The organism is Noviherbaspirillum phoenicis, assembly GCF_047237965.1.
Classification (GTDB): Bacteria; Pseudomonadota; Gammaproteobacteria; order Burkholderiales; family Burkholderiaceae_D; genus Noviherbaspirillum_A.
Window position 1 is genome coordinate 734,048 of sequence record NZ_JBDFLX010000003.1, and the last position, 25,618, is coordinate 759,665.

Annotated in this window: 25 protein-coding genes and 1 pseudogene; 20 read left to right on the forward strand and 6 right to left on the reverse strand. The window is 52.6% G+C overall.

The features are described 5' to 3' along the window. The first annotated feature begins 119 nt into the window (after nt 1-119). The 7 genes from ABC383_RS25480 (at nt 120) to ABC383_RS25510 (ending at nt 6,991) form a co-directional block, all read left to right on the forward strand. Nucleotides 120-431: a hypothetical protein gene (locus tag ABC383_RS25480; RefSeq protein ID WP_413018429.1), complete on the forward strand. Its 312-nt coding sequence runs from the start codon at nt 120-122 to the stop codon at nt 429-431. A gap of 126 nt (nt 432-557) precedes the next feature. Beyond that, a complete protein-coding gene (locus ABC383_RS25485; RefSeq protein WP_413018431.1) occupies nt 558-995 on the forward strand; it encodes a universal stress protein in 438 nt (145 codons plus the stop codon). Nucleotides 996-2,162: 1,167 nt separating this feature from the next. Further along, nucleotides 2,163-3,020 carry a GGDEF domain-containing protein gene (locus tag ABC383_RS25490; protein ID WP_413018503.1) on the forward strand — a complete coding sequence of 286 codons (858 nt, stop codon included), beginning with the start codon at nt 2,163-2,165 and terminating at the stop codon, nt 3,018-3,020. A gap of 682 nt (nt 3,021-3,702) precedes the next feature. Then, a complete protein-coding gene (locus ABC383_RS25495) occupies nt 3,703-4,167 on the forward strand; it encodes a carboxymuconolactone decarboxylase family protein (protein WP_413018433.1) in 465 nt (154 codons plus the stop codon). A 36-nt stretch (nt 4,168-4,203) separates the two neighbouring features. Continuing rightward, nucleotides 4,204-5,097, forward strand: a complete 894-nt coding sequence (gene sigJ / locus ABC383_RS25500; protein ID WP_413018435.1) for an RNA polymerase sigma factor SigJ — start codon at nt 4,204-4,206, stop codon at nt 5,095-5,097. 209 nt (nt 5,098-5,306) lie between these two features. Continuing rightward, on the forward strand, nt 5,307-5,756 hold the full coding sequence (locus ABC383_RS25505; RefSeq protein ID WP_413018505.1) for a carboxymuconolactone decarboxylase family protein: 450 nt from the start codon (nt 5,307-5,309) through the stop codon (nt 5,754-5,756). A 203-nt stretch (nt 5,757-5,959) separates the two neighbouring features. Next, complete coding sequence (locus ABC383_RS25510; protein ID WP_413018437.1) at nt 5,960-6,991, forward strand: IS110 family RNA-guided transposase; 1,032 nt, start codon at nt 5,960-5,962, stop codon at nt 6,989-6,991. A 489-nt stretch (nt 6,992-7,480) separates the two neighbouring features. Here the strand turns inward: ABC383_RS25510 and ABC383_RS25515 are convergent, their stop codons facing one another. Next, nucleotides 7,481-7,834 (reverse strand): cupin domain-containing protein, encoded by a 354-nt coding sequence (locus ABC383_RS25515; RefSeq protein WP_413018507.1) that lies wholly within the window; start codon nt 7,832-7,834, stop codon nt 7,481-7,483. 263 nt (nt 7,835-8,097) lie between these two features. Between ABC383_RS25515 and ABC383_RS25520 the strand changes: the two genes are divergently transcribed. The 6 genes from ABC383_RS25520 (at nt 8,098) to ABC383_RS25545 (ending at nt 13,623) form a co-directional block, all read left to right on the forward strand. Further along, on the forward strand, nt 8,098-9,057 hold the full coding sequence (locus ABC383_RS25520) for a Bug family tripartite tricarboxylate transporter substrate binding protein (protein WP_413018439.1): 960 nt from the start codon (nt 8,098-8,100) through the stop codon (nt 9,055-9,057). Nucleotides 9,058-9,061: 4 nt separating this feature from the next. Beyond that, on the forward strand, nt 9,062-10,282 hold the full coding sequence (locus ABC383_RS25525; protein ID WP_413018441.1) for a CaiB/BaiF CoA transferase family protein: 1,221 nt from the start codon (nt 9,062-9,064) through the stop codon (nt 10,280-10,282). 93 nt (nt 10,283-10,375) lie between these two features. Then, the gene (locus ABC383_RS25530) at nt 10,376-11,539 is read left to right on the forward strand and encodes an acyl-CoA dehydrogenase family protein (protein WP_413018443.1); all 1,164 of its coding nucleotides are present in this window, start codon (nt 10,376-10,378) and stop codon (nt 11,537-11,539) included. Nucleotides 11,540-11,554: 15 nt separating this feature from the next. After that, a complete protein-coding gene (locus ABC383_RS25535; RefSeq protein ID WP_413018445.1) occupies nt 11,555-12,358 on the forward strand; it encodes an enoyl-CoA hydratase/isomerase family protein in 804 nt (267 codons plus the stop codon). Nucleotides 12,359-12,364: 6 nt separating this feature from the next. Beyond that, a complete protein-coding gene (locus ABC383_RS25540; protein ID WP_413018447.1) occupies nt 12,365-13,249 on the forward strand; it encodes a LysR family transcriptional regulator in 885 nt (294 codons plus the stop codon). A gap of 158 nt (nt 13,250-13,407) precedes the next feature. Further along, on the forward strand, nt 13,408-13,623 hold the full coding sequence (locus tag ABC383_RS25545; RefSeq protein ID WP_413018448.1) for a hypothetical protein: 216 nt from the start codon (nt 13,408-13,410) through the stop codon (nt 13,621-13,623). Nucleotides 13,624-13,903: 280 nt separating this feature from the next. Here ABC383_RS25545 and ABC383_RS25550 read toward each other — a convergent pair whose 3' ends face one another. Then, a complete protein-coding gene (locus tag ABC383_RS25550; protein WP_413018450.1) occupies nt 13,904-14,356 on the reverse strand; it encodes a VOC family protein in 453 nt (150 codons plus the stop codon). Nucleotides 14,357-14,623: 267 nt separating this feature from the next. Here ABC383_RS25550 and ABC383_RS25555 point away from each other — a divergent pair, with 267 nt between their 5' ends. The 6 genes and pseudogenes from ABC383_RS25555 to ABC383_RS25580 all read left to right on the forward strand — a co-directional run bounded on the left by ABC383_RS25555 (nt 14,624) and on the right by ABC383_RS25580 (nt 19,486). Then, nucleotides 14,624-15,079: an RrF2 family transcriptional regulator gene (locus ABC383_RS25555; RefSeq protein ID WP_413018451.1), complete on the forward strand. Its 456-nt coding sequence runs from the start codon at nt 14,624-14,626 to the stop codon at nt 15,077-15,079. Next, nucleotides 15,054-15,845, forward strand: a pseudogene (locus ABC383_RS25560) (NAD(P)/FAD-dependent oxidoreductase); the annotation flags it as partial. The gene ABC383_RS25555 and the pseudogene ABC383_RS25560, both read left to right, overlap by 26 nt. Nucleotides 15,846-16,127: 282 nt before the next feature. After that, a complete protein-coding gene (locus ABC383_RS25565) occupies nt 16,128-16,754 on the forward strand; it encodes a tyrosine-type recombinase/integrase (protein ID WP_413018509.1) in 627 nt (208 codons plus the stop codon). Between the two features lie 411 nt (nt 16,755-17,165). After that, a complete protein-coding gene (locus ABC383_RS25570) occupies nt 17,166-17,393 on the forward strand; it encodes a hypothetical protein (protein ID WP_413017410.1) in 228 nt (75 codons plus the stop codon). A 414-nt stretch (nt 17,394-17,807) separates the two neighbouring features. Then, nucleotides 17,808-18,773 (forward strand): Bug family tripartite tricarboxylate transporter substrate binding protein, encoded by a 966-nt coding sequence (locus ABC383_RS25575; RefSeq protein ID WP_413017412.1) that lies wholly within the window; start codon nt 17,808-17,810, stop codon nt 18,771-18,773. Between the two features lie 263 nt (nt 18,774-19,036). Continuing rightward, nucleotides 19,037-19,486 (forward strand): hypothetical protein, encoded by a 450-nt coding sequence (locus tag ABC383_RS25580; protein WP_413017414.1) that lies wholly within the window; start codon nt 19,037-19,039, stop codon nt 19,484-19,486. A gap of 325 nt (nt 19,487-19,811) precedes the next feature. Here the strand turns inward: ABC383_RS25580 and ABC383_RS25585 are convergent, their stop codons facing one another. Continuing rightward, nucleotides 19,812-21,533: an IS630 family transposase gene (locus tag ABC383_RS25585; RefSeq protein WP_413017416.1), complete on the reverse strand. Its 1,722-nt coding sequence runs from the start codon at nt 21,531-21,533 to the stop codon at nt 19,812-19,814. Between the two features lie 171 nt (nt 21,534-21,704). Here ABC383_RS25585 and ABC383_RS25590 point away from each other — a divergent pair, with 171 nt between their 5' ends. Further along, nucleotides 21,705-21,935: a hypothetical protein gene (locus tag ABC383_RS25590; protein ID WP_413017418.1), complete on the forward strand. Its 231-nt coding sequence runs from the start codon at nt 21,705-21,707 to the stop codon at nt 21,933-21,935. A 351-nt stretch (nt 21,936-22,286) separates the two neighbouring features. On the opposite strand, the gene ABC383_RS25595 is transcribed toward ABC383_RS25590, so the two are convergent. The 3 genes from ABC383_RS25595 to ABC383_RS25605 all read right to left on the reverse strand — a co-directional run. After that, nucleotides 22,287-23,312, reverse strand: a complete 1,026-nt coding sequence (locus ABC383_RS25595) for an IS110 family RNA-guided transposase (protein ID WP_413017420.1) — start codon at nt 23,310-23,312, stop codon at nt 22,287-22,289. A 190-nt stretch (nt 23,313-23,502) separates the two neighbouring features. After that, nucleotides 23,503-24,699, reverse strand: coding sequence for a multidrug effflux MFS transporter (locus ABC383_RS25600; RefSeq protein WP_413017421.1), 1,197 nt, complete (start codon nt 24,697-24,699; stop codon nt 23,503-23,505). 18 nt (nt 24,700-24,717) lie between these two features. Then, nucleotides 24,718-25,618 (reverse strand): CaiB/BaiF CoA transferase family protein (locus ABC383_RS25605; RefSeq protein WP_413018453.1); only part of this gene is annotated, 901 nt, incomplete at its 5' end.

Consider the following 25,618-nt stretch of genomic DNA (forward strand, 5'->3'; position numbering starts at 1 on the left):
AAGCAGCGCGTCACGAAGAAAATGAAGCCTGTGCAAGCAATGAAATTCATCAAAACAGTACTCGCGACAGAGCTGAAGTCCGAATATCAGTTTCAAGCATTCAGTGCTATCCTAGATTCATGAAAAACCTGCTCATCGTCTTTTTGCTGCTCATTTTTTCATTCCAAGGTGCTACGGTGGCTATCGGGAAGGAAGTGGCAGTTGCTTTACAGCTGGAAAATCAGCAGGCTTCTACTGTTATGAAATTTGTAGACGTTGATAACGATACTGATGGCTTGAAAGTTTCTTCTACGATTGAAGAATTGTCTGATTACATTGTTTTTGATTCATCTATTGCACAGGCGCTTCATTCTGTTACTGCTCAGCGGATGGCCAGCGTCCCTTTTCTGTCAATTATTCTTCCTACGCTCAAACCGCCTCCCTGCGGTTGAACATTCGAACTCTCCGCATGCATGGCAGGAACTGATCTTGCCACGTCCCTTGCCTACGCGATTGAGGCGCGCAGCGCCCCATGTCCGCACGGCTTGTTCATGTTCGAAGAAAATAGGAAAAAACCCATGTTTAACTCGATACTATGGCCCGTCGATGGATCACCCTTGTCGCTCAAACCACTGGATGCGGTAACGAACTTGGCAAGGTTGACGCGGGCAAAAGTCGTGGTGTTGTCGGTCGCCGAGCCGCGCCTTTTTAGAGCTTCTGACTCTGATTCCATCGAATCGGGCGATACTGCAGAAACCATGCATCTCGACGCTGCCAGCCATATAATGAATGAATTAAGAGTTGCGATCAAAGAAGCAGGTATTAATTGCGAAACCATTGTATTGCTGTCGGCAGACCCTAGCATTCAAATAGTGGATACAGCACAGAAGATGCACTGCGACTTGATTGTCATGGCTACACGCGGGAAGATGGGCGTGATTGATACCGTATTCGGCGAAAGCACGACCCAGCAAGTGCTCCAGAAGTCGGCGGTTCCACTATTAATCTTGCCATAATTCTATAACCCCTTTATGAGAAGCACCTTGCATTCAAGATCGTGCGGGGTGCTTCTACTCGAACCCATCGGCGGTTATAAAGCTGCCAGCCTTAGGAAGTTCAAAACATGTCATCTTGACGGAACAATGCCGGGATTAGCGGCGCATGACGGTTTAATCGGATGGTGCTTATTGAAGCGCGAAGTCCAGTCGTCGGTGTCGATGATCTTAATGGCGTCGTGCAATCTTTTCCAACTACAGCTGTGCTTCCCGGAGATCGTCGGATGTACCGGCGATGCTTGATGGATCATCAGCCTTTTGACCAAGCATGTATTGCAAAAGGATATAGCGGCGCATGGATGCTGATTTAACTGTCGTGATCGATTATGCGCTGGCAAGCCTCTCATGCCGGCTTCCAGGTCATCGCATTTTGCTATCGCCGCGCAATAGTGTTCAGCGAGCAAGTCGCGTTCGTGTTTATGTTCCAGATTCTGGATGTGAATTTTCGGGGCCTCAGTATCTGCTTAAGCCCTTTGAGGGTGGCTTCAAAGTTCTAAGATATTTCTTCATTACGCATTGCCTCCGTGTTTCTACGTGGAATTATACGCAGACGAGACGCATATTGTTGGCGCGGTTACGGAAAGGGGCAACAGAGCCGGAAAGGATTCTTTACGCAGACTGCGAGAGTGCAGAAGGCTATAAAGTGACTGCCTGTCGTGATGATGATGATACCTCTAGCGTTTCGACATCTTCCATTACAAGCGGTAACCGCTTTCCCCTGTACTTCAGCCATTTATGAACTTCGGTGAAGCGACGGATTTGGGTCGATTTTTGCCATCCGCCAGCCATCAGGAATCTCTGCATATAGATTGATAACGGACCTTTCTCGACGTCAATTAAGCAGCATATGGAGGTACTTTAAAGGTTCTTTTACAGTGGCAGAAGGCCGCCCTATATTTGTTAATCACCTTGAAAATCGACAAAGAACCTTTTTCGTCCCGCCAATGAGCTTCGGTAAATGCTTTTGATCCTGCCGGTAAAGTCAAACACACCGAATTGCTGCCATGAGGCATCACGCTGGACTAGACATTACGCAACGTCAAGGATATCTAAGTCTGGTGCTTTAATGAGATGGACCTTGCTCGACAATAACTTAGTGTAGGGTCTCAATGGATTAAAGGATTGAATGTGGGGAAGATATTAAACGGGGTCTTATCCCAACTGTCGCCGTCACTCTTAGCTCTACTGGTTTTGGGCTTGACTGTACTTACGGTCTTATCTGACTATTTCGTCGGCGCAGAAATCTCGCTTGGAATCTTTTACCTAGCCCCTATCTCGATCACGGCTTGGTACGGAAGGCTTCTTCCTGCATTTTTACTTTCTGTCTTGTGCAGCACTTTGACGATCTTGGTCGCCCAGCAAGGGTGGCAAACGACGGCTGTCATGATATGGGGTGGAATTGCCCATGTAGTGTTTTTCTGCGTGGTTTCGAGCCTTCTCGTTCGTCTTAAAGCGGTTCTAGAACACGAAATAATTCTGGGCCGCACGGACCACCTCACCGGTGTTTTGAACCGGCGCGCGTTATTTGAACAGTTAGAACTGATTTTTAATTTGGCGCGGCGGCAACGCTCACCTATCACGCTAGTGTACCTTGACGTCGACAAGTTTAAGCAGATAAACGACAGCGCGGGGCACAAGGCTGGCGATGCAGTGTTGAACGCAGTTGCAAGCTGCCTTCTTAAACATCGCCGGCGCACAGATCTTGTTGGCCGACTAGGGGGAGATGAATTTGCGGTGGCTTTGCCCGACACAGACCATCATGCGGCGAGAATGCTCCTGGACGGTCTAAACAAGCAATTCAGTACCGGTCAAATTCCTTTTCGCGAAATTACCTGTAGCATCGGGGTCGCTACATTCGTATCCATGCCATCTAGCGTTACAGAGGCCATCAGTTTTGCAGATACATGCATGTATGAGGTCAAGCAACGCGGCGGCGACGGCATTTCCTTTGTAGTTTACAACCGCTCCTCTACCTTCAGCCAGTAAGCCATTTGGCGTTAGTAGGACGATCAGGCTAGTGCTCCTGGACCAGGCCATCTACAAGTTAAGCAGGAATAGGAGATTCTACTTATCAACCTGCTGAAGGCCAAGGACGCCCTTTGACAAGAACCGGGCAATATAGAAACTTCTCACAAAAAACTCACAATTAAGACTGATAGCGGACATTTTCTCTATGTCAATGAACTGCCTACATTGGCGAAAAACAGCATTGGGAGCCAAGTGCAGCTCATGAATCACGTCGAGTTTCTAAGATTGCGGGCATGCCTGACGGTAGGATGCCCCATAGATTTGCCGGAGCTAGCAAGCCTACCAGTAAGTTGCGGGAACCAATTGGCTTGCTGGTCCGGCGAGTTTTTGCGCACAGAATAAAATCTTGCGCAGATCGGCTTTTGGCATTGACGCAGCATTACAGCTTGTTCGCTTCCATTGGCCTGTCGATCTCGGGCGGATTGCCTCCTCTAGTTTCGCGTCGCCATGTCTTGCAGTGAAGGCAAGCTGTCCAAGCCCGAAATTGCGGTTGCTCTCCAGAGCTTGAAAACTGATTTGATGCCCCTGCACGCGCCGCTATCGGTATGCCTATCTCTATATGTCACAAAACTACATGGCCATACGTCTATTGATCAAGGGCGGCGCGTTGGGCGCTGCCCCGTAAATAGAAAGGCTCTCCATGTCACTCGCTGCCCGCATTTCCCTTGCCAAGCACGCATCGGCCAACTTCAAAGCACTGTTCAATCTGTCCACCTCGGTAAAACAAAGTTCACTGGGAGAGCGGCTGGTCGAGCTGATTAACCTGCGTGTCTCCCAAGTTAACGGCTGTGGTTTGTGCGTCGATATGCACTGGCGCGACCTGATCCGCCAGGGAGTAGAGCCCCGCCATGTCAACGCCGTTGCCGTTTGGCGCGAGGCGCCTTTTTTCACTGAGCGTGAGCGAGCTGCCCTGCGCTGGGTAGAAATTCTCAACGGTCAGCCCCATTCCAACGCCAGTGATGAAGAATTCGCTCTCGTGAGAGCGCAATTTTCCGATACCGAAATTGTTGAGCTTGGCTACGCAGTGGCTACAATCAGGGCGTGGAATACTCTTAATCTGAGCCTCCGCAATCCTATTCCAGACGTACCGGCTCCGGGATTCTAAAAATTTGATTGAGGAAGCATCAGAAAGCCAATCAAGATGGAAGCACAAAACAGTATCAGTCCCGATGGCGTGTTTGCCGGACTGCGCAAGCGTCTGTTTACAACAGCTTACCGGATGCTGGGATCGCGCGCCGATGCTGAGGACATAGTGCAGGATGCTTGGCTGCGCTGGCAAAGCGCTGACCATGCAAACTTACAATCGGCAGAGGCATGGCTAGTGACGGTCACTACGCGGCTGGCGCTTGACCGGCTGCGCGAACGCAAGGCAGAAAGGCAAAGTTATCCGGGATGGTGGCTGCCCGAACCGTTGGTGGAAGTGGACGAGAATACGCCGGAGACAGCAGCGGAGTTGGCAAGCGACGTATCACTTGCTTTGCTCTGGGCGCTCGAACGGCTGAGCGCCGAAGAGCGTGCTGCCTTCCTTCTGCGACAGGCCTTCGACCAGGATTATGCTGACATCGCCGCGTTGCTAAGCAAGAGCCAAGCAAGTTGCCGGCAGCTTGTACATCGCGCACAGGAAAAACTGCGTGACGAGCGGCCACGTTTCCAGGCGACTCCTGAAGCACATCGAGAGCTCCTCGGCGCCTTCATGCAGGCTGCGGGCCGCGGTGATCGACAGGCGATGAAGGCGCTGCTTTCGGCGAATGTTGCTTTCATCAGCGACGGCGGTGGAAAAACGCCGTCCTTTCATCGCATTCTACGCGGTGCAGGGCGTATTGCCGGCGTGTTCTGGTCGATTGAAAACTTGTATCCCGGGTGCGTGCAGTATCGAATGGCCCGGATCAATGGTGAACCGGGCTTGCTACGCTATGTCAATGGCACAATTGAGTCAGCGCAGTCCTTCTGCATCGAGGACGGTCGAATAGTAGCTGTTTTCATCGTACGCAATCCAGACAAGCTCTCGAGTGCACCTCAGCACTTTTCACCATGACCCCGACGTTATGCGTTAGAGCGTTTTCACAGCTGAAGGTCTGACTGTTGGCTATCCACCCGACCGCTACGCCTGCCACTTAGCCCAAAACAAGAAGTTCAATGAAATTCTGATTGGGATCTGTCACAAAGCGCGGAAGTCATCCGTCTTCGGTGAGATAGGTCAATTTCTTGGCCGTCGAAGACCTCCATCTTGAAAGGTTGAACATCATGAATCGCGCGAATTGGTTCGCCGTCTCTCCTGAGGGCGCAAAGGTAATCGGTGCCTTGCATCACTATGTTGTTAAAGACACGAACCTGCCCAGTACTCTTATCCATCTTGTCTTCCTGCGTGTATCACAGATCAACGGGTGCGCTCACTGCATCGATATTCACACACGCGACCTAATTAGAGAGGGTGTTTCGATCGACAAGGCTGTACTGGTCCCGGTCTGGCACGAAGCTGCGTATCTTTTCACCGAGCACGAGCGTGCTGCTCTAGCGTGGTCTGAGGAAGTCACACGTGTAAGCGAAACGCATGTATCTGACGAGGCCTACGCATCTGCTCTGGCTGTATTCGGCGAGAAGGACTTAGTCGAGTTGACCTTGACCATTTCGGCCATGAACGCGATCAACCGGCTTGGCGTCAGCTTCCGCCTAAAGCCTCGCGCAAGGAGTTGACGGCCCTTTTGAAAGTCGTACCAATGTAGGCTATGGGTTGAATCCACAGTCGACTATCGCCGTTCGAAGCGCCGCCGTGAATGTCCGCTCACTAAAACGAGCACTGAGACTGAAAGCAATGGAATGGACTCCTCCTCCCCGAAAGGGCACCGTGGTGCCACACTGGAGTTTCCACACAACCAGCCGTGAAAGAGGGGTCCACCATGAAGCTTATTCGCGTTGGGGTCGATTTGGCAAAGAATGTCTTCGAGGTCCACGGTGTTGATCGCACCGAGAAGCCTGTCTGGCGCAAGAAGCTGAGCCGTATTGACTGGTTAGAGGCGGTGTTGGAGCGAATTGAACCGGGCTGTGATATCGGCATGGAAGCCTGTGGTGGCGCCCAACACTGGGCGCGCCAGTTGCAGGCCCATGGCTATACCGTCAAGCTGGTTGCGCCACAGTTCGTCAAACCTTACGTCAAGAGCAACAAGAACGACGCCAACGATGCTGAAGCCATTTCTGAAGCGATGGGTCGGCCTAGCATGCACTTCATAGCAGTTAAGACGGTCGAGCAGCAAGATATTCAGGCTGTGCACCGTATCCGGGCTGAACTGATCAGGCAGCGCCCTGCCAAAGGCAATCAAGTTCGAGGCTTATGCTTGGAATATGGACTAGCCGCTCCGCGAGAATTAATGCAGTTGCGTGCGGCTATCCCGTATTGGTTAGAAGACCAGGCAAATGGCTTGAGCAGCCGGTTTCGCCGATTGCTCACAGGCCTTTGGGAGGATCTTCTAGGGTTTGATAAACGGCTCAAGGAACCGGATGCCGAAATCGCGCTGATTGCAGAAACGGATCCAGTCGCCAGTCGGCTGCAGCAACTTCGGGAAGTCGGCCCAATCATTGCCACGGCAATGGTGGCCACGGTCGGCAGCGCGACACAATTCGCCAATGGCAGGCAAATGGCAGCCGCACTGGCCCTGACACCGCGGCAGAACAGTTCCGGTGGCAAGGAGCGCCTGCTTGGTATCAGCAAGCGGGGCGATGCTTACCTACGCATGCTCTTGATTCCCGGCGCACGGTCGATAATCCGAACTGCCGGGTCAAAGACAGACCGGCTTAGCCAATGGGTCTTGCGCCTTGCCAATACACGGCGCACGGTTGTCGCGGCGGTTGCACTGGCAAACAAGACTACACGCATTGCCTGGCCCATGATTATGAAAGGTTCGGACTACCAGCCTGGCAGGGTGACAGCTTAAGCAGCAGAATCGAAGTGTTTAACGAGGAGTAGTGTCCAACCACGATTGCAAGACAAGCCGTTGATGGCCGACAGGTCGAACCGGCGCTGGTAGAACCCGAAAAGGTCTGTGGCAGAAAAGCCCGAAAAAGCGACAGGGAACTGGCGCGCGAATAGCCCATTATGGTCGAGCACCACTACAGGTGCAGCAGTTAGACACCGGATATACGTGGGCAGTCGTACCTAACGCCAAAAAACGGATTGTTTGCAAAAGAGGAGGAGTCCATATACAAACCTTCGACAAGGTTTTTTGAACGGTCAAAAATGGCCAACAGCTGCCCTTCTAACAGCGACTACAACTAATCGCTTGTATACTATAAGCCGCCGTTCTGTCCCGGCTAAGGACAGCCGCAAAAACATCAGGAACGACAGTCCAAATGGGATCTAGCCAATACTTGGCAAAACCTATTCTGGGCACTTTTTTCCAAATTTCGGCGGTCTGACTATGCTGCTACCGAATAACTTTGGTCGGGTCCTCGCCATAAGGCGGTGAGTAAATAACCATCAGCTTGACTGGGGTGTCACTTGTCGCCGTAAATACATGCGGGATATCGGCAGGGAAGAAGCAGCAGTCTCCTGGCACCATTTCCTTGCGCTCTCCACCGACTTCAGCCACTGCAGTGCCTTCCAACAGATAACAAACCTGTTCAATGCCAGGATGGGCGTGCGGCAGTGCGCCGTGGTTTTTCTCGATCACCCCAATCAGCACTTCAACATGCTTTGCTCCAACTGTCTCAGCTGAGATCAAGCGGTAATTGCTCGTTCCATGATGATTGGCAGGATGGTAGGGCTTCACGTCTTCCATACGGATGAAATAGCTTTTGCTCACAACAGGCCTTCGCTCTTAGGGTTTATGTCTCACTTGCGCATCCTCAATGGCACCTGAGATGGCGGTCCAGAGGGTTGACTCGTCAACTCGCGGATTGTACTAGCGCCAATAAACGAGCTTATGATCTTTTTTTTGTATCGTACGAGATGTTTTTACGATTGGACATGTATCGTTCAGTGGTGAAAGATGAGGTAATCGTCTCGCGCTATAGAGTCGAATTAAAACTATTGGAGATACATATGAAGTCCATTACCTTCATGCTGGCTGCCGTCCTTGGTATCACAAGCGCACTCGCAAGCGCACAGTCATATCCGTCCCGTCCCATCTCATTAGTTGTTCCATTCGCGGCCGGTAGTGGCACCGATGCCGTTGCACGAGTACTTGCGAAGAAATTAGGGGAGCGGCTGAATCAGACTATCATCGTCGATAACAAACCGGGCGCCAGTGCACAGATTGCGACCAATTTTGTGGCCAATGCGAAGCCGGATGGTTATACGCTTCTCATGACCACAAACACCGGCCACTCGGCAAATCCCAGCCTTTTCAAACAGCTGAGCTATGACCCGATCAAAGGATTTACGCCGATCACCCTGGTTGGTGAACTTCCTTTCGCCGTTGTCGTGAATAACAAACTTCCTGTGAAGACCATGAAGGAATTCGTCGACTACGCCAAAGCAAATCCCGGAAAATTAACGTATGGCACCCCCAATAGCACATCGTTGGTTGCCACTGAGACCATCAAACGTCTGGCCGGCATCGATTTGCTGCAGGTACCCTATAAATCCAGTCCGCAAGCCATGACGGACCTGATCGGCGGGCAAATTGACTTCTATGTCGTAGATTTTGGCTCCGGCATGTCGATGATTAAGGCCGACAAGGTCAAAACTCTCGCCGTCACAACGAAAGCCCCATCCAAGCTGTTGCCAGTCGTGCCCCCAGTCGCCCAGACAATTACTGGCTTCGATCTGACATCATGGAACGGCATTTTTGGGCCTGCTAATCTTCCTAAGCCTATCGTTGAGCAACTTAACACAGAAATCCTTGCCGTATTAGCGGATAAGAATGTTCAGGATCAGCTGACTGAACAAGGCTTTCAGGTCGGACCGTCAGCTAGCACGCGTGAGTTCGCGGAATATGTGGAACGACAGCTAGGTCACTGGCGCACTCTCATTAAGCAGGCAGGCATTCAACCGGAATAAGACCATGAAACAACGCTCAGGCCCGCTCGCGGGCATCAAGATCCTCGACATGACTTCAGTGATCATGGGACCGTATGCAACCCAGATCTTGGCTTCCATGGGCGCTGAGGTAACTAAGATTGAAACTCTGGATGGCGACAACATGCGCCATGTCGGCCCGATGCAAAACCCGGGCATGGGCCATATCTTCCTCCACGCCAATCAGGGTAAGCGAAGTATTGTTTTGGATCTGAAACGTCCGGAAGCGCAGGAGGTTGTTTTGCGCCTGGTGGAGCAAGCCGACGTACTGATCACAAACGTCCGCCCCCAGGCTTTGGCACGTCTCAATCTGGACTACGATTCCGTCAAGGCGCGCAATGGGAAAATTATTCATGTCAGCTGCTGCGGCTTCGGACAGGACGGCCCCTATGCTGCAAAGGCAGCCTATGATGACCTAATTCAAGGAGCGACTGGTGTGCCGTGGCTCATGCAACGCTACGGCGCAAAAGACCCATGCTATGCGCCAGTCACCTTGGCTGACCGCGTCACCGGACTGCATGCAGTGTATGCAGTGACCGGTGCGCTCTTTGCTCGCGAAAAAAGTGGCGAAGGCCAGGCAGTCGTCGTTCCCATGTTCGAAGTCATGGCGCAGTTCGTGTTGGGCGACCACATGGCGGGACTCTCATTCGATCCACCTGCTGGTGATGCAGGCTATGCAAGACTACTAACCTCACACCGGCGTCCCTACAAAACCAAAGACGGCTACTTATGCGTTTTGATTTATAACGACAAGCACTGGCGCAACTTCTTCGAAGCGATCGGCGAAGCTGATCGCTTTATGCTCGATCCACGATTTTCCTCTCACGGCGCCCGGGCTGCAAATATCGATGAGGTCTATGCCGAAGTCGGACGAATCATGCTCGAACGTACTGTTTCAGAATGGGAAGCGTTGCTAGATGCTGCAGATATTCCAAACATGCCAATGAATTCGCCGCAAGATTTGCTTAATGATATACATCTGCAGACAGTGGGGCTGATTCGGGACACCAAGCATCCGACGGAAGGCGAACTCCACACGATTGGCAATCCCACCTCATGGTCCAACACGCCGCTGGACCCTGAGGCAGATCCTGCGCCGCGTCTCGGCCAGCACTCCATTGAGGTGTTGCTTGAAGCTGGATACGCGCCAGCGGAAATTGAACGCATGATAGCCGAGCGCGTGACAGCGGGCAGTGCCGCAGTTTAATTCTGAGCAAGTTTGATTAACCAAGGATACATTGCTGGCGCTTCGCGTCCCGACCGCCTTTTGAAAATCCGCATACGAAAGCAAAGGTAAGTCATGGATTTTACATTTACTGAAGAACAAGAGCACATTAAGAACGCCATAGAGCGGCTCTGCGAGCCGTTTGATGATGATTACTGGCATCGCAAGGACAGTGAAGGCACCTTTCCGCACGATTTTCACAAGGCCCTAGGTGACGCAGGATGGCTGGGCATTGCCATGCCGGAAGAATATGGTGGGGCTGGGCTAGGCATTACCGAAGCTGCGCTCATGATGCAGACGATCTCGGCCACAGGCGCTGGATTGTCTGGAGCATCCGCCATCCATATGAATATATTTGGCTTGCACCCCGTCGTTGTGTTCGGCAATGACGAACAAAAAAAACGCTGGCTGCCGCCATTGATCCAAGGAATCGATAAGGCTTGCTTCGCTGTTACTGAGCCAAACAGTGGATTAAATACCCTTAAGCTTAAGACCCGTGCCGTGCGTGAAGGTGACCATTATATAGTGACGGGGCAGAAGGTCTGGATTTCGACTGCACAGGTTGCTAATAAGATGCTTCTTCTCGCGCGCACGACGCCGGTAGAGGAGGCCAAAGGCACGGAAGGCTTGTCCTTGTTCTACACGGATCTCGACCGCCGCTTCGTTGAAGTGCGGAACATCGAAAAAATGGGTCGCAAGGCGGTCGATTCCAATCAGGTCTTCATTGACGGTTTGCGCATTCCAGTCGAGGACCGTATCGGGGACGAAGGCAAGGGGTTCAGCTACATTTTGCATGGACTAAACCCTGAGCGAATCTTGATCGCCTCTGAAGCTATTGGTCTTGGTCGAGTCGCGCTTGCTCGGGCAGCACGGTACGCCAAGGAGCGTGTTGTGTTTGATCGGCCAATCGGACAAAATCAGGGTATTCAGCACCCTCTCGCGAAGTCTTATATGGAGCTTGAAGCAGCCAATTTAATGGTCTTCAAGGCTGCCTCATTTTATGATGCCGGCAAGCCGTGCGCAGCCGAAGCCAATTCAGCCAAGTTTCTCGCGGCCGAAGCGTGTTTTCACGTCTGCGAGAACGCTATTTTCACACATGGGGGGATGGGGTATGCCAAGGAATATCACGTCGAGCGGTATTTAAGAGAATCATGGATTCCCCGTTTGGCGCCTGTGAGTCCTCAACTCATCCTTTGCTTCATTGCCGAGAAAGTGCTTGGCTTGCCAAAGTCATATTAGTCTATAAGGAAGAAAATGAACTACCAGACGATTGAGTTGGAAGTTACGAACGGTATTGGCACGGTCTGGTTAAATAGGCCTGAAGTTCGTAATGCAATGAATGAGATCGTCATCTCCGAACTCGCCCAAGCTGCTAGGGCATGTGAACAGGACGATCGTGTGCGCGTTGTCGTGCTGGCCGGTCGAGGTACAGCATTTTGTGCGGGCGCGGATCTCAGTTGGATGAAAAAAATGGCGGGGTACAGTGACGCAGAAAATATTCGTGACGCACAGGCGCTGGCGGATATGCTCTACACATTTTACCACCTGAAAAAGCCCACCATCGCCCGCGTGCACGGACCAGCCTACGCGGGCGGGATGGGGCTGGCATGTACCTGCGACGTCATTGTTGCTGAGCCGGATGCAGAGTTTTGTTTGTCAGAAGTGAAGATTGGTCTGATCCCGTCGACCATTTCGCCATATGTCATTCGGGCTTTGGGCTCCCACCAGTCCCGTCGGTATATGCTTTCTGGTGAACGCATGCCCGCGGCCGAAGGATATCGGCTGGGCTTTGTCCATGCACTCAGTGAACGTGGCAGTATAGATGATGCAATTCAGAAGATCTCTACCGCCTTTTTCTCCGCTGGACCAGTCGCCATTTCTACAACAAAAGGGTTGCTTGATTGGGTTGAAAGGAAACCAATTACTGCGAACGTCATAAATGAAACCGCATTGCGTATTGCCAACGTTCGAGCTTCGCAAGAAGGAAAAGAGGGGGTCGGCGCTTTTCTGGAAAAGCGTGCGCCAAATTGGTTGAGCGATTGCGTGAAAGCAAGTTGAACCAACATGGAACTGAGGCATCTTCGTTATTTCGTTGCCCTCGCTGAGGAACTCCATTTTGGTCGTGCCGCTCTTCGGCTGTCCATCACCCAACCGCCACTGAGCTTTGCGATTCAAGCCTTGGAACAAGAACTCAATGCTCAGTTATTTGTTCGCGACAACAAGCGTGTTAGCTTGACTGAGGCCGGTCGCGCATACCTCGTGGAATCTCGGGCCATTTTGGACCGGATGGAGCATGCGAATGCGACAGCACGGTCGATTGCATCAGGCAAATTAGGGCGAATCGATATCGGCTTTACCGGATCCATGGTTTACCGTGAGGTACCCCAGATCGTTTCTCGTTTCTTCGAGCAGCACCCAAGAATTGAGGTCACATTACGAGAGATGGCCTCTGCTGAACAGGTCGACGCACTGTTACATCGTCAACTGCACGCAGCATTCGTCAACTTGCCCTTTGTTCCAGACGGTCTGCAGGGACTCGCCCTCTTAAAGGATGCGTTTGTTTGTTGCCTGCCTGAGAGCCATCCATTAGCAGAAAAGACTAAGGTCAATCTGCTTGAACTAGCCGGAGATCCCTTTATCATGTTTATGCGGGAGATTTCTCCAGCAAATTATGATAATGTGATTAGTGTGTGCCGGCAAGCGGGTTTTGAACCCCAAACCCGGTTTGCTGCCCGCCAGTGGCTCACGATCGTTGCCCTTGTAGCCAACGGGTTAGGAGTATCTCTCGTGCCGCGATCCATTGCGCGGTCTAAAATAGCTGGCACTAGCTTCGTCCCCATAGGAGGTACGGAGGCGTTTTCAAGCGCGTACCTGCTGTGGCAACCGGAAAACAAAACGCCAGCCCTGCAGAACTTCCTTGATGTGGCCGCTAGCGCCCTACAGCCATGATAGGGCTGAACCCTATAAATGCAATGCAATTTCGCCCTTTCTGGTCCGGACGTTTCCCTCACGATTAGATTCAATATTCGTGCGTAGTTTATCGGCGACTAAACCAAAGTGATTATCGTACCGGCTCTTGTCAAAGTAATCGCCTAGTAACAGTGGCAGTGCCTGACGACGTGTCCGGCGCCCTCCTTTTAAGAGCAATTGAGATAAAGGCTGCAGCTGTCAAAAAAGTTGAAGTGAGCCCGCGTGACGGGTTGCAAAACGAGAAGCAGGTCATTGATGTTAACACCAGGATCAGTTTCATTGAAAAGCTTGTGGCCGCCGGTGTGCGCAAGATTGAGGCAACATCGTTTGTATCGCTGAAGTGGGCGCCGTAGATGGCAGGCAGAGCCGAAGCTATGCAACGCGTACCGCGAGTTCCGGGCGTTCACTATAGGGCCTTGACGCCGAACCAAAAGGGCTTGGAGGCAGCGGACTTGGTCGTTCAGATCGGCAGCAGTCGGCTATTTCGGGGCAATCAATTTTGGAACAGATTTTGGTTAAGCCGCGCAGCTGTGACGCACGCGATCGGGGCATACTCTCCACCGTTGTCTTGCTACGGGTTCCGAATTGAGACGGCAGGTGGCAACCAAGATAAGGTATTCACCGACAGGCAGTTCACTCCGGATGTTGCATAAGTTCAATAGTGTGGCCGTCAGGTCCTCGGGTGTAGACCATGATTGTTCCGCTAGGCGCGGTTTGCGGTTCGCCGGTTGCCCTCCATCCATAGGGGGCCATGCGATCTAGCATTGTGCGCAGATCGGTCACAGCAAACGTCAAATGAGCCGAACCGACATCGCATGGACGTTGTTTCAAAATCACGCGGTCTTCCGGTGAATCGTACTCAATTAGCTCAACTCTATATCCATCGGGACCTTCTAGGAGAGCATTCCTTAAATAAGCCCCCGACACACCGACCACTTGTTCCATCACGTGCCCACCGCCAAGCTCTTTGCGATACACGAGTTGGAAGCCGAGAACTTCAGTCCAGAATTCAAGTACGCCATCGATCGACGCGACTGTGAGCCCAGTGTGCTCGGTGCGCAATACGGTAGAGGTTTGGTCGTTCATAGGTGCATCCTGTGGTAACAGTCGAGACCGCGGATTTATGCAAAAGTTAAGAGTCCGATCTGGACTTCCGCCATTACCTTAGCAGATGACCGTTATGGGTCGAAAGTGCCAGTTGCTGTCATGCTGTGATCGGCCAAAAGCGGTCACTGCCCGACGGCATACTAGAGCAGTCCCATCACAGACTCTGGGGCGCATTGCTCCCTCCTTTGCGGAAGTATTTGCACACAACCGTTGTACTTATGATTTTTATGTACTAACATAAGTTACATGAGACGCGACAGTAAACTTTCTTCCATCCTCCATCTGCTCCTGCACATGGCGCACAGCAAGCGGCCACTCACGTCCGATGAACTGGCAGCGTTTCTGCAGACGAATGCTGTCCTCGTGCGTCGCACGCTGGCGGGACTGAGGGAACGGGGTTATGTAGGTTCTGAGAAAGGTCACGGCGGCGGCTGGATCATCACCGCCGACCTGCACCGAGTCACTCTTCGTGACATCTACACCAGCGTCGGATCACCCGCCGTGTTCGCGATGGGCAACCGGGACCCGCACCCGCAATGCCTGGTTGAGCGCGTCGTCAACGATTCGCTCACCACCGCCTTCGACGAAGCCGAGGCATTACTGATCGCCCGATTTTCCGACGTTACTCTGGCTGATCTGTCGAACCGCTTCAATGCCCAATATGGAGAGCATCTACATGCCCACCTCAATCCAGCCACCTGACTTCGACGTCATTGTCATCGGTGGTAGTTACGCTGGTCTGTCTGCCGCGCTGCAACTGGCCCGCGCGCGGCGCCGAATACTGATCATCGACAACGGCAGACGCCGCAACCGCTTTGCCCAGAACTCCCATGGGTTTCTGACCCAGGACGGCAGCACTGCTGCAGGCATTGCCGCAGTCGGCCGAGCTCAATTAGAGGAATATCCAAATGTGGCTTGGGCTAACGAGACGGTTGTCTCGGCTGGCGGCGAGAAAGGGCGCTTTGAGGTGGAATTTCCCGATGGCGGCGTCGCCACTGCCCAGCGCCTGGTACTGGCTACTGGCGTGGTAGATGTGCTTCCCCCGGTCGTCGGACTGGCCGAGCGATGGGGCACAAGCGTTTTTCATTGCCCGTACTGCCATGGCTATGAACTTGGTAGTGGGAAAATTGGCGTACTTTCGGTAGGAGAAATATCAATGCATCATGCGCTGATGTTGCCCGATTGGGGCTCTGTCACCTTTTTCCTTAATGGGACATTCATTCTCAACGACGCGCAGCGCGCAGCGCTGGCTCGCCGTGGCGTAACCTTGGAGGAAACACATGTCAAACGGATTATCGACGTAGCCGACGTGGAGCTCGTAGATGGCCGCTTGCTTCCAATGAAAGGTTTGTTCGTTGCATCACGTACACAGGGCATGAGTAAATTGGCCGGACAACTAGGATGTGCCGTGGAAGAGGGTCCAATTGGAGACTTTGTGACGACGGACACGATGAAAGCTACTACTGTATCCGGCGTGTTCAGTTGCGGCGACATGGCGCGGCCTGCCGGCAACGTCGCGTTTGCTGTGGCCGATGGTGCAATGGCCGGTGTCGCTGCACATCGCTCTCTGATAGCTGAGTTGAACTACGGACAACTGTTGTTCGGATTGGTTGATGGCAGCTTGAGCGTTGCAGCAAAAGACTCATTCGTTAAGGACATGACGGCGACGCCCATTGTCGATGTCCGATTTGGGGCGGCAAGCGTCCCTCGCAAGAAGAAAATGGGACTCCTTTTTTCAAAGGAGAATCTCATGGAATCCTATTCTGGTAATCCCATCGTCCCTGTGCCATGGAACAAAGGCCGTTTGGTTGGGCAGAAGGCGCCCCTGAAGCTGAAAGAGATCTGGGCGATCCGCATTCGGCTGCAGCTGGCAGGCAAGGTGCGAGATCTAGCGCTGTTTAATCTTGCCATCGATAGCAAGCTGCGCGGCTGCGATTTGGTCAGTCTGCGAGTCTGTGACATCACGCAGGGTAAAAGCATCTTCCCGCGCGCAGTGGTCATGCAACGCAAGACACATCGTCCAGTGCAGTTCGAGATTACTGAACAAACGCGACAGTCAGTCGCTAGCTGGATCGAAAAGGCTCATCTCGCAGCAGATCAGTGTCTGTTTCCCAGCAGGGTCGCGAAGTCGCCTCATTTGTCCACCCGACAGTACGCACGCATCGTGGCCGCCTGGGTGGGCTCCATCGGGTTGGATGATGCTTCGTATGGCACCCACACCATGTGGCGAACGAAAGCAACGCTGATCTACCGGCGCACGAAGAACCTGAGAGCCGTTCAGTTGCTGCTCGGGCATACCAAGCTTGAAAGCACTGTGGGTTATCTTGGAATCGAGGTTGATGATGCGCTCGAAATAGCCGAGCAGACAGAAATCTAGCGATAGGCCGGCAGGTGTCTTTTCACCACAATGGGCGCTGCCCGGCCAAAACCGGACTGTCGTGGACTGCCGGAGTAGCCTCTTTTTTGCTAATAGCCAATGCGTCTAAAAGATTCCTCCCAGGTTGAAAAAAAGTTCCGAGCTTTTCTCCGCTCTAGGTCTCTCAAGCTTTCAGCCCTAACTGTGCCAATCGCGCTCGACGCTATGGAAGAGTTTTGGCGCACCAGCCGATTCTCTGACGTCCTTGCTGAGCATGGCGACGGAATCGCGTGCTATGAGGACGTAACCGACCACGGACGCGGAACTCGCCTTGAAATCGGCTTGGTCGGACTTCTCAGGCTTTCATCCAGCGACAGTGGTTTACCTTGCCTAGCTCATAGACTACGACTGCGTCTCTGCTATAGGTGGGACATGGACGTCATTACGCATGTGCTGCCTGCTGGGACTTGGTCGTTCGCATGTTGGGATTTTCGAGAGTTCGAGTCTTTCAAACGATCGGTTCGCAGTACCGCCGGCTATGCTGCAATGCAGGACAAAAAGCCTGCTGAGGCAAACGCCTCGTTCGACACCGTTTCGGCGGTGGCGGACGATCTCATGCCAGCCTTCGGAACTCGTCAGATGTGGTGGGGAGTGATTTAGTCTGTCTGCCAACGGCAGCTTTGGGTCGATTTTCCGCGTTCCCATCCCATACACAACTGTCCCTCCCGTAACGGTTTTTGTCTCCCTCAAATCGGCGAACAACCAAAAAATAGATGTTGTTGGACGGGATGAAAGAAGCCGAATTAACTCTGGGCTGCTTTCTGCCGCAAGGGCAGCCCTTGCTGGCTAGGCATTAAAAGTCCCTGCGGAAGCTCACCTCTCATCTTTCGATAAGCGAGGTTTCGCAGGTAAGACGCGCAATGCGTCGGGCGCAGGGGACAAGTCGCGCCGTCATGCTCTACTTGTCGGAATGACTGCGAGTGTAGATGCGTTTTTCGCCTGCTCTATCCACGGCTAGGTTAACCTATGAGAATTATTTGAAAAATGAACCGGTGGACCCGGTAGGAGACCTTGATGAAGCGATTCACCAGATTAGCCATTACCATATCACTCTGCGCAGCAAGCATGACTGTTTTTGCGCAGCAATATCCCAGCAAGCCGGTTAAACTCGTCATCCCTTTCCCCCCTGCAGGCGCCACGGATGTTCTTGGCCGCGCCCTGGGCCAAAAACTCTCCGAGTCGCTGGGACAGGCGGTCGTCATTGAGAACCGCCCCGGCGCCGGCAGTACGATCGGTGCAGAGCAGGTTGCCAGCGCGCCAGCTGATGGCTATACCTTGCTGCTTGCATCCGGCTCAATTTGCATCTCCGCGAACCTTTACAAGAAGCTTCCCTTCGATCCTGCGAAAAGCTTCGCCCCGGTGTCGCTGGTTGGCCATGTACCGCACATGTTGGTCGCCAATCCAACCGTCCCGGCCAATTCCGTCAAGGAACTAATTGCCCTGGCAAAATCCAAGCCTGGTGAAATGAATGTGGCGTCGCAGGGCAACGGCACGTTGTCGCATATGGAACTCGAACTGTTCAAGCTGGCTGCTGGCGTCGAGTTGACCCATGTGCCTTACAAGGGCAGTAGCAATGCCATGACCGATCTGCTGGCAGGAAATGTGTCGATGCTGTTTGACAGCGTGACTTCTTCGCTTCCTTTGGTGAGGAAAGGACAACTGAAGGCATTGGGCGTGGTCAGCCCGAAACGGCTGACATTTGCACCAGACATTCCAACCATCACCGAAGCCGGCGTACCGGGGTTCGACGCGGCCAACTGGTTTGCCTTGTTGGCACCTGCTGGTACCCCGAAGGAAATTGTGCAGGTCCTCAATACCCATGTAGCTAGGGCGCTGGAATCGGCGGAACTGCGCCAGCGCCTGGCTGCCCAGGGCGCGGTTTTGGAGAGCAGTACACCGGTAGCGCTGGCAATATTGATCAGGGATGATCTGGACCGGTGGGCAAAAGTCGTCAAGCAGGCCGGTATCAAGCTGGAATAGCATCGAAGCCCGAAGCCCGAGGCCCGAGGCCACCTGCGCACGCGGCATGACGATGGCACGCCGCGTGCAGATGCATAGTTCAGCCTTGATTATGCAGCGAGTACTGGATTTGATCGGCGTTTTCAGCTGTCCGATCGACCGGGTTCGGCCAAGAGCGGTCATTCAGCTATCCAGTGAATTAAATGTTGCTTTGACAATTTCCTCATGGCACGATGGGCGGTGGTTGACTGATATCAGCCTCGTACGGCGTCTATCGGACGACCGTGTCCGGATATCCGGACCCGTATCATTTATTCATCGACGAGAAAAACGCTATGCCACGGCTTGGAATCAAAGACGCATTTGCGAAGTACGGTGCTACGCTGAACAACGTTCAATGGTCCGTATCGGCTTGGGCTCCAGACGGCTCACTAGTCGTGAGCCTGTGGGCTCATCACTATAGAAAAGGTCCACCAGGCACTGTGGAGTACGCAGACTCTCTAGACCGTTGGAAAGGGCCGGGGAATGCTGAGTTCCGAAGAAACATCGCTGAAGCCTTTTCAAAGCGCAGGAAGGTAAGGCTGGTTGTTGTAAGCACACCGGAAACAGAGCATGTTCAGTCCGGTAGCGACGCAAGCGAGGTAAAGAAGGACTTTGATGCTAAGCTTGAACTTATTGGGGAAGTTACCGAACTCAACGGCGATAACTATGTATTTCGGTTCGCAAAAGCGTAATCATGCTTGCGTAGGCAAGGCCTAACCTTTCCATCGAGAAGACGTCGCACGACAGACCAAGGGCCGCCGCTCATGTCAAACGTTGAAATTCAAAACGGCTATGTCCGCTTTCGAGGATCCCAACTGACTGGTTTGGGCCGGGTACGGCCACCCAGTCCGCCCGGAAGCGGCCAAAACCAGTCGTTTAAGTTACAACTATTAGATTTGTTATTCAAATATTAAAAAGACCACAAATAGAGGATTCTGGAAAAGGTGGTTAAAAGGAATTAACTGGAAACAATGTTTTGAAAGACTAGACCTTCAGCACGTTTCCATTGTGAACTAACTAACGAAAGCTCGGATCTTTGCAATTGTTTTCTGGAGAAAATTGGGTCGAGGTGCGCTCCAATCCCCAGAGCTTCTTGCCGGCTGCTTTGGGATGTGCAAGATAATGCTGGTTCCTCTCTGCGAAGTAAAGGTCAATCGCATGCATAGCATCTTCCTTCGTCGCGTAGTCGCTGTTATGGATGATCGCCTTTGACATGCCACTAAAGACTGATTCGATAATGTTCAGAAATTGTGCGGCAGCCGGTAGCGGAACAATTTCGATAAGAGGCAGATGCGTGGATAGAGCGGCCGCGTTGTGTTCTTCCACAAAGTTCAGCAAGCTGTTCGATTTATGCCAACTCGCCGCATCCCAGGATAAATATAGCTTATCTGTTGTTGGGTACTTCTCAATCAATGCATTTGCCAGCTTGATCATCTCCGCGCTATCCTTAACAGGCGAGAAGAAATGCGTAATCTGGTTTCGAGAAAGCTCAAGCGCCGCTGTACAAATCAGCCTGCCTTTGGACCTTTGAAACTGAGGCACAATACGCTGCCCTTTAATCGGCGACAACGAGCGTCCCATTTGCATTTTTACGGAAAACGGGCCGTACTCATCAATGGAGAAAAAGCGTTCATTGTCTTTCAAGTGGCCAAGGATGTCTTGGATATGCGCCACCTTTAGCTTGTAATTGGGATCGTGGCTGGTAAGCACTTTGCGCGCGCATTTCCACCTGAATCCTGAGTCTTTTATTATTTTACGCAATATGCCATAAGAAGTAGAGAGTCCTTTGGCTTTTAAGACTTTTTCCAAGTCGTTCATGCGCCAGGAAGTACGGTTGATCCCTGAAAGCGACGGTGGTTCGTGCAGCAGGGAAAAGATCGTCTTCTTGAGCGTGGAGTCATTTTCTTTCTTAAGCCGAGGCTGAGACAAAAAGACGCCTTTTACACCGCCAAGCTTATTAGCCTTGAGGTAACTGCACGCAGTGCGAAGACTAATACCTAAGAACTTGATGAGACAATTAATAGGCCAGTTTTGATCTTGGGCGAGCAGAAACAATACTTTCTTCCTATTAGTCTTCTTATTGGTCTTCCTTTCAGGAAACAATTTATCAAGCAAATATTGTGTATCTGCTTCTGAAAAAACTTTGGAATCGTATCTTTCCGTTTTTTCGAGGTCGGCTAGCCATCGATCCCATTCTGCACGCAACCAATATTCGCGGTTTATGAGAGGCTTCGCCAAAGCAGTCGATTTGTTGTGGATTTTTCGGCGCCGTTCAACAGCTGCTTGGCTGCTTCCAGTTAATGTATCCCGCGGGAAAAGTGACGAAATAAATTTGGCACCTTCCTCATCCGGCAACCTGCGAACGATGTGCTGGACTGTCTGCCATAAGTGCCCTTCATCCGCATCTTCATAAATTTTACGGTAGTGGAACACTGAACCTAACGAGCCTTTGTAACCGTCGCGTTGCATCTGATGATAGAGCTCAGTCGTCGAAAGACGTGAAGCTTCCGGTAGGCGGTGATTGTCTGCTATTTGCCTCTCTACAATATCGTTGTGAACTTTTGGACGCCCATTTTGCAAACCTTCTTTGTATCTGAAGCCCGGCGGCTTTTCATAGGCAAGCATTTTCCGAATCGTGCTGATACCGATGTGTTCTGAAGCGCTAACGGCGGTTCTTGTTTTGCCCTTCAACAATATTAACTCTCGTACTCGCGCCCACTGAGCAAAGTCTGTGTACATGATGAAATCCACATGATCGCAAGGTAGAAACTGTCGTCGACCCCCTTTCGCAGGATAGGACGATTTGATGATTTAGCGAGCGTTTTTGTATTTCATCACTTCAACAAATCTACCAAAAGGTATAAATTAACTAACTTATGGTTAAATTTTCTCATTTGAATCGGGGGCACTATGACCAAAGACGAATGCAGTCGCTTGAACATTTCCCTTCTTCTGTTAGAAATGATTATCGATATTTCCGACGGAAAAGAATGCGAAATCACCGATTTAGCCTGGGCCGCACATAGTTATGTCCAGTCTGTCACGCTTGAGGCGGTACTACCGGACACAGAAGCACAAGAGCTATACGCAAAGTTGCAAGCCTCTCATGCCATTGTCGAAGCAAGAAACAAAGCCGATTAGACAAATCAGACGCTAGACAGCGTTGATCGGGGAGTGGAGCAGACTAAGCGTTGACTATCTGGCTTGGTAAGGTTTAGGTCCGTATATGGACTCCTCCTCGTTTGCAAACAATCCGAATTCAGGCCATGGGGTACGACTGCTCACGTATATCCGGTCTCGCACTGCTGCATCTGTTTCAGATGCTAGATCCTGATGGGCTATTCGCGCGCTGACTCCCTATCGCTTTGACGGGCTTGGTAGCCTCAGACCTTTACGGGTTCTGTCAGCGCCGGTTCGACCTGTTGGCCATCATGCGGCTTGTCATGCAATCGTGGTTCGGATACTCCTGTAATGGTACTTCTGCTGCTGAGCTTATGCCAATTCCGGTTGGTAATCAGTGTCTTTAGTCATCATTGCCCAGGCGATGCGTGCTGTCTTGTTGGCCAATGCCACCGCGGCGATGTTCGGGTGACGCGTTGTTGCGATTCGCATCACCCAGGTGCTCAATCGATCAGTCTTAGCTTGAGCAGTGCGAATGACTGCTCTGGCCCCGTGCACGAGCAAACTCCGCAGATACGCGTCACCACGCTTGCTAATGCCGAGCAAACGCTCCTTTCCTCCCGAGCTATTTTGTTTGGGCGCGAGCCCGAACGAAGCAGCCATCTGTCTTCCGCTGGCGAACTGGCTGGCGTCACCGACGGTGGCTAATAATGCTGTCGTAGTCACCGCACCAATTCCGCGCAGTTGCAGCAACCGTACAGCCACCGGATCCTGTCGAGCGATCTGCTCGATTTCCTGATCGAGTTGCTGGACACGCTCATCTAATGCCAGCAGGTCTTGCCATAGTCCGCGTAAAAGCCGACGGAATCGCTCACTCAAACCGTTCTCTTGATCCTCGAGCCATCGTGGGATTGCCGCTCTTAAGTGCAGCAATTCTTTCGGTGCCACGAGACCGTATTCCGACGTTAATCCTCGAATTTGGTTGCCTTTGGCTTTGCGCTGATCAATCAGGCTGGCTCGGACCCGATGCACAGCCTGAACATCTTGCTGTTCGACGGCTTTTACCGCTACAAAGCGCATGTTCGGCCGGCTTATCGCTTCGCAGATCGCCTCGGCATCGTTGGCGTCGTTCTTGTTGCTCTTGACATAGGGTTTGACGAACTGAGGGGCAACAGGCTTGACGGTATATCCTCGCGCCTGCAGCAACCGAGCCCAGTGATGCGCACCACTGCACGCTTCCATGCCAATCTCGCAGCCAGGCTCGATTCGGTCCGTCAGCGCTTTGATCCAGTCGCCCCGGCCGAGCTTGCATCGCCATATCGCCTTCTCATAACGATCAACACCGTGGATCTGAAAGACATTTTTTGCCAAGTCGACTCCAACGCGGATAAGCTTCATGACGGACTCCTTCTTTTCAAACCGGTAGTGTGGAAACTCCAGTTTGGCACTTGCGTGCCTTCAGGGGGAGGAGGAGTCCATCCCATTGCTTTGCTTGCTCCGCAGTTCCCGAGTTTATAGTCCATTAATAACGCAAGTCAGAACAAATTATGCTTCAGTGGTCACCGGAGAGCACAACTGATAACCCTGGTCAATTTCCCTTTCCTAGCCAAGCCCAGGAAAGGAATGCCGAGCATCCTGCAAAGCACGTTACACATCCAAGCGAGAGCGCAGTGTTGGATGGCAGCATGGTAATGACGAGACTGCCCATCGAGCCAGCGCCTATGCGCAGGCAACTCACGAGCGCAGCAGCCGATCCCACTAGCAAGGGCGCAGCGCTCATACTGCCTAGTGTAGCGGTCGGCATCAATAGGCCATTACCGATTCCAAACAGCAGCATCGGAAATGCAACCGACCACGGCGTAGGCGGAAAGCCCAACGCCAGCAAGGTAATGAGCGTGCCGGCGGCAATGAAGAGCAGGCATCCACCCTCAATGAGGGATTTCTCGCTTACTCGCGATGCCATGCGCGTAGTTAAAAAGGTACCTACCATGAAACCTGCTGCCGGCATGGCTGCAAACAATCCATAATCTTCTGGCGCCACTTGCATGCTCCCTATCAACAGCACTGGCGCCCCAGTCTGAAAAGTGAACAGCCCGATTGCTCCGCACATTACCGGGATGGTATGCACTTGGAACTTGCGCATTCTCAGCAGTCCGACATAGCTGGTCGCCATCGATAGAAAATCGTTGGCATTGCGCTTGTTAGCGGGTAGCGTTTCTACTAGCCTTTGAGCAGCCAAGATGAACAGCGCCAGCGCCATCCCAACGACAACTACGAAGTTCGCTTGCCACCCGAGATGCTGTTGCACATAGCCGCCGAACATCGGCGCAAGCATCGGGGCCATTGCCACTACCATCGAAACTTGCGCAGCCGCCTTCGCTGCAGCCGGCCCAACTAGCGCATCCTTTACCATCGATCTCGAAAGCACCAGACCGCCGCTAGCCCCAATGCCCTGCAGCACTCGCCCTGCCAATAGTATGGGCACGCTGTGCGCCATCAGTGCGACAATACTGCCGACCAGGAAGACAAACAGCATGGCGAGCCCTACATGGCGCCGCCCGAGTCGATCGCTCATTGGGCCAACAACCAGTGAAAACAGTGCCATTGAGGCCAGATACACCGTAATGGTGTCTTGAATTTCGCCGGACCCTACGTCAAAATCGGCGGCCATGGCAGGGATAGAAGGAAAATGTACTGCTGAAGCGAATAACCCGAGCCCTGGCAGCAGGCTTATTATCCATAGCGGAGGCAATGCCTGGGCGCCCGCATTTGATGACAAAGCCATAGGTTCAGCAACCACTCATCATTCGAGCCTAGGGACTGCGCCGCCCACAATCCGGCGTTCGCGGAGCATGACGATTTCTTGCTCGCTGTAGCCGGCTTCCCTCAACACTTCCTCGCTGTGCTGCCCTAACACCGGCGCATGGAACCGCACGCGTGCCGGCGTAGCGGAAAAGCGGGTTGGTGGTTGTACAAAGCGTATCGGGCCTTCAGTCGGATGGTCGGCACTACTGAACAGTTCGACCGCCTTCAAATGTGGATGATCGATGAGGTCGTCGATGCCATATAGTGGCGTCACTGGTATATCAAGCTCAGCGCAGATCTCCACCCATTCGGCAGTGGTACGCTTGCGCGTGATCTCGGTCAGCGCACTGTACATCTCCGTAATCAGCTTATTGCGCGCCTGCCGGTCATCTACACTGAACTTCTCCGCAAGATCAGGACGCCCGCTGATCTTGAAAAACGCTGCCCAATGGTCGCCCGTATAGGGAAGTATCGCAATATAGCCATCGGCGGTTGGCGCCGGTCGTCGTCCGCCTGACAGCAGTCGCGCGTAGCCGGCCCTGGCTGGCGCCGGATCGAACGTCAGTCCGCCCAAATGCTCAGCCAGTGTGAAAGCCACCATAGTTTCAAACATCGGCACCTCAACATACTGGCCGCGGCCGGTGCGCGTTTTGTGGAAGAGGGCAGCCAGCACTGCATTCACCACAGCCATGCCGGCAGTCTTGTCGGCCACCAATGTAGGCGCATAATCCGGTCGTTCCCGACCTACGCTGTTGAGGCTGGCGATGCCGCAGGCTGCCTGAATGATGTCGTCAAAAGCTGGTTTGTCCCGATCTGGCCCGGACTGCCCAAACCCCGGTGCTGCACAGTACACCAAGTCGGGGCTAATTTTAGAAACTGCCTCATATCCCAGTCCCAGT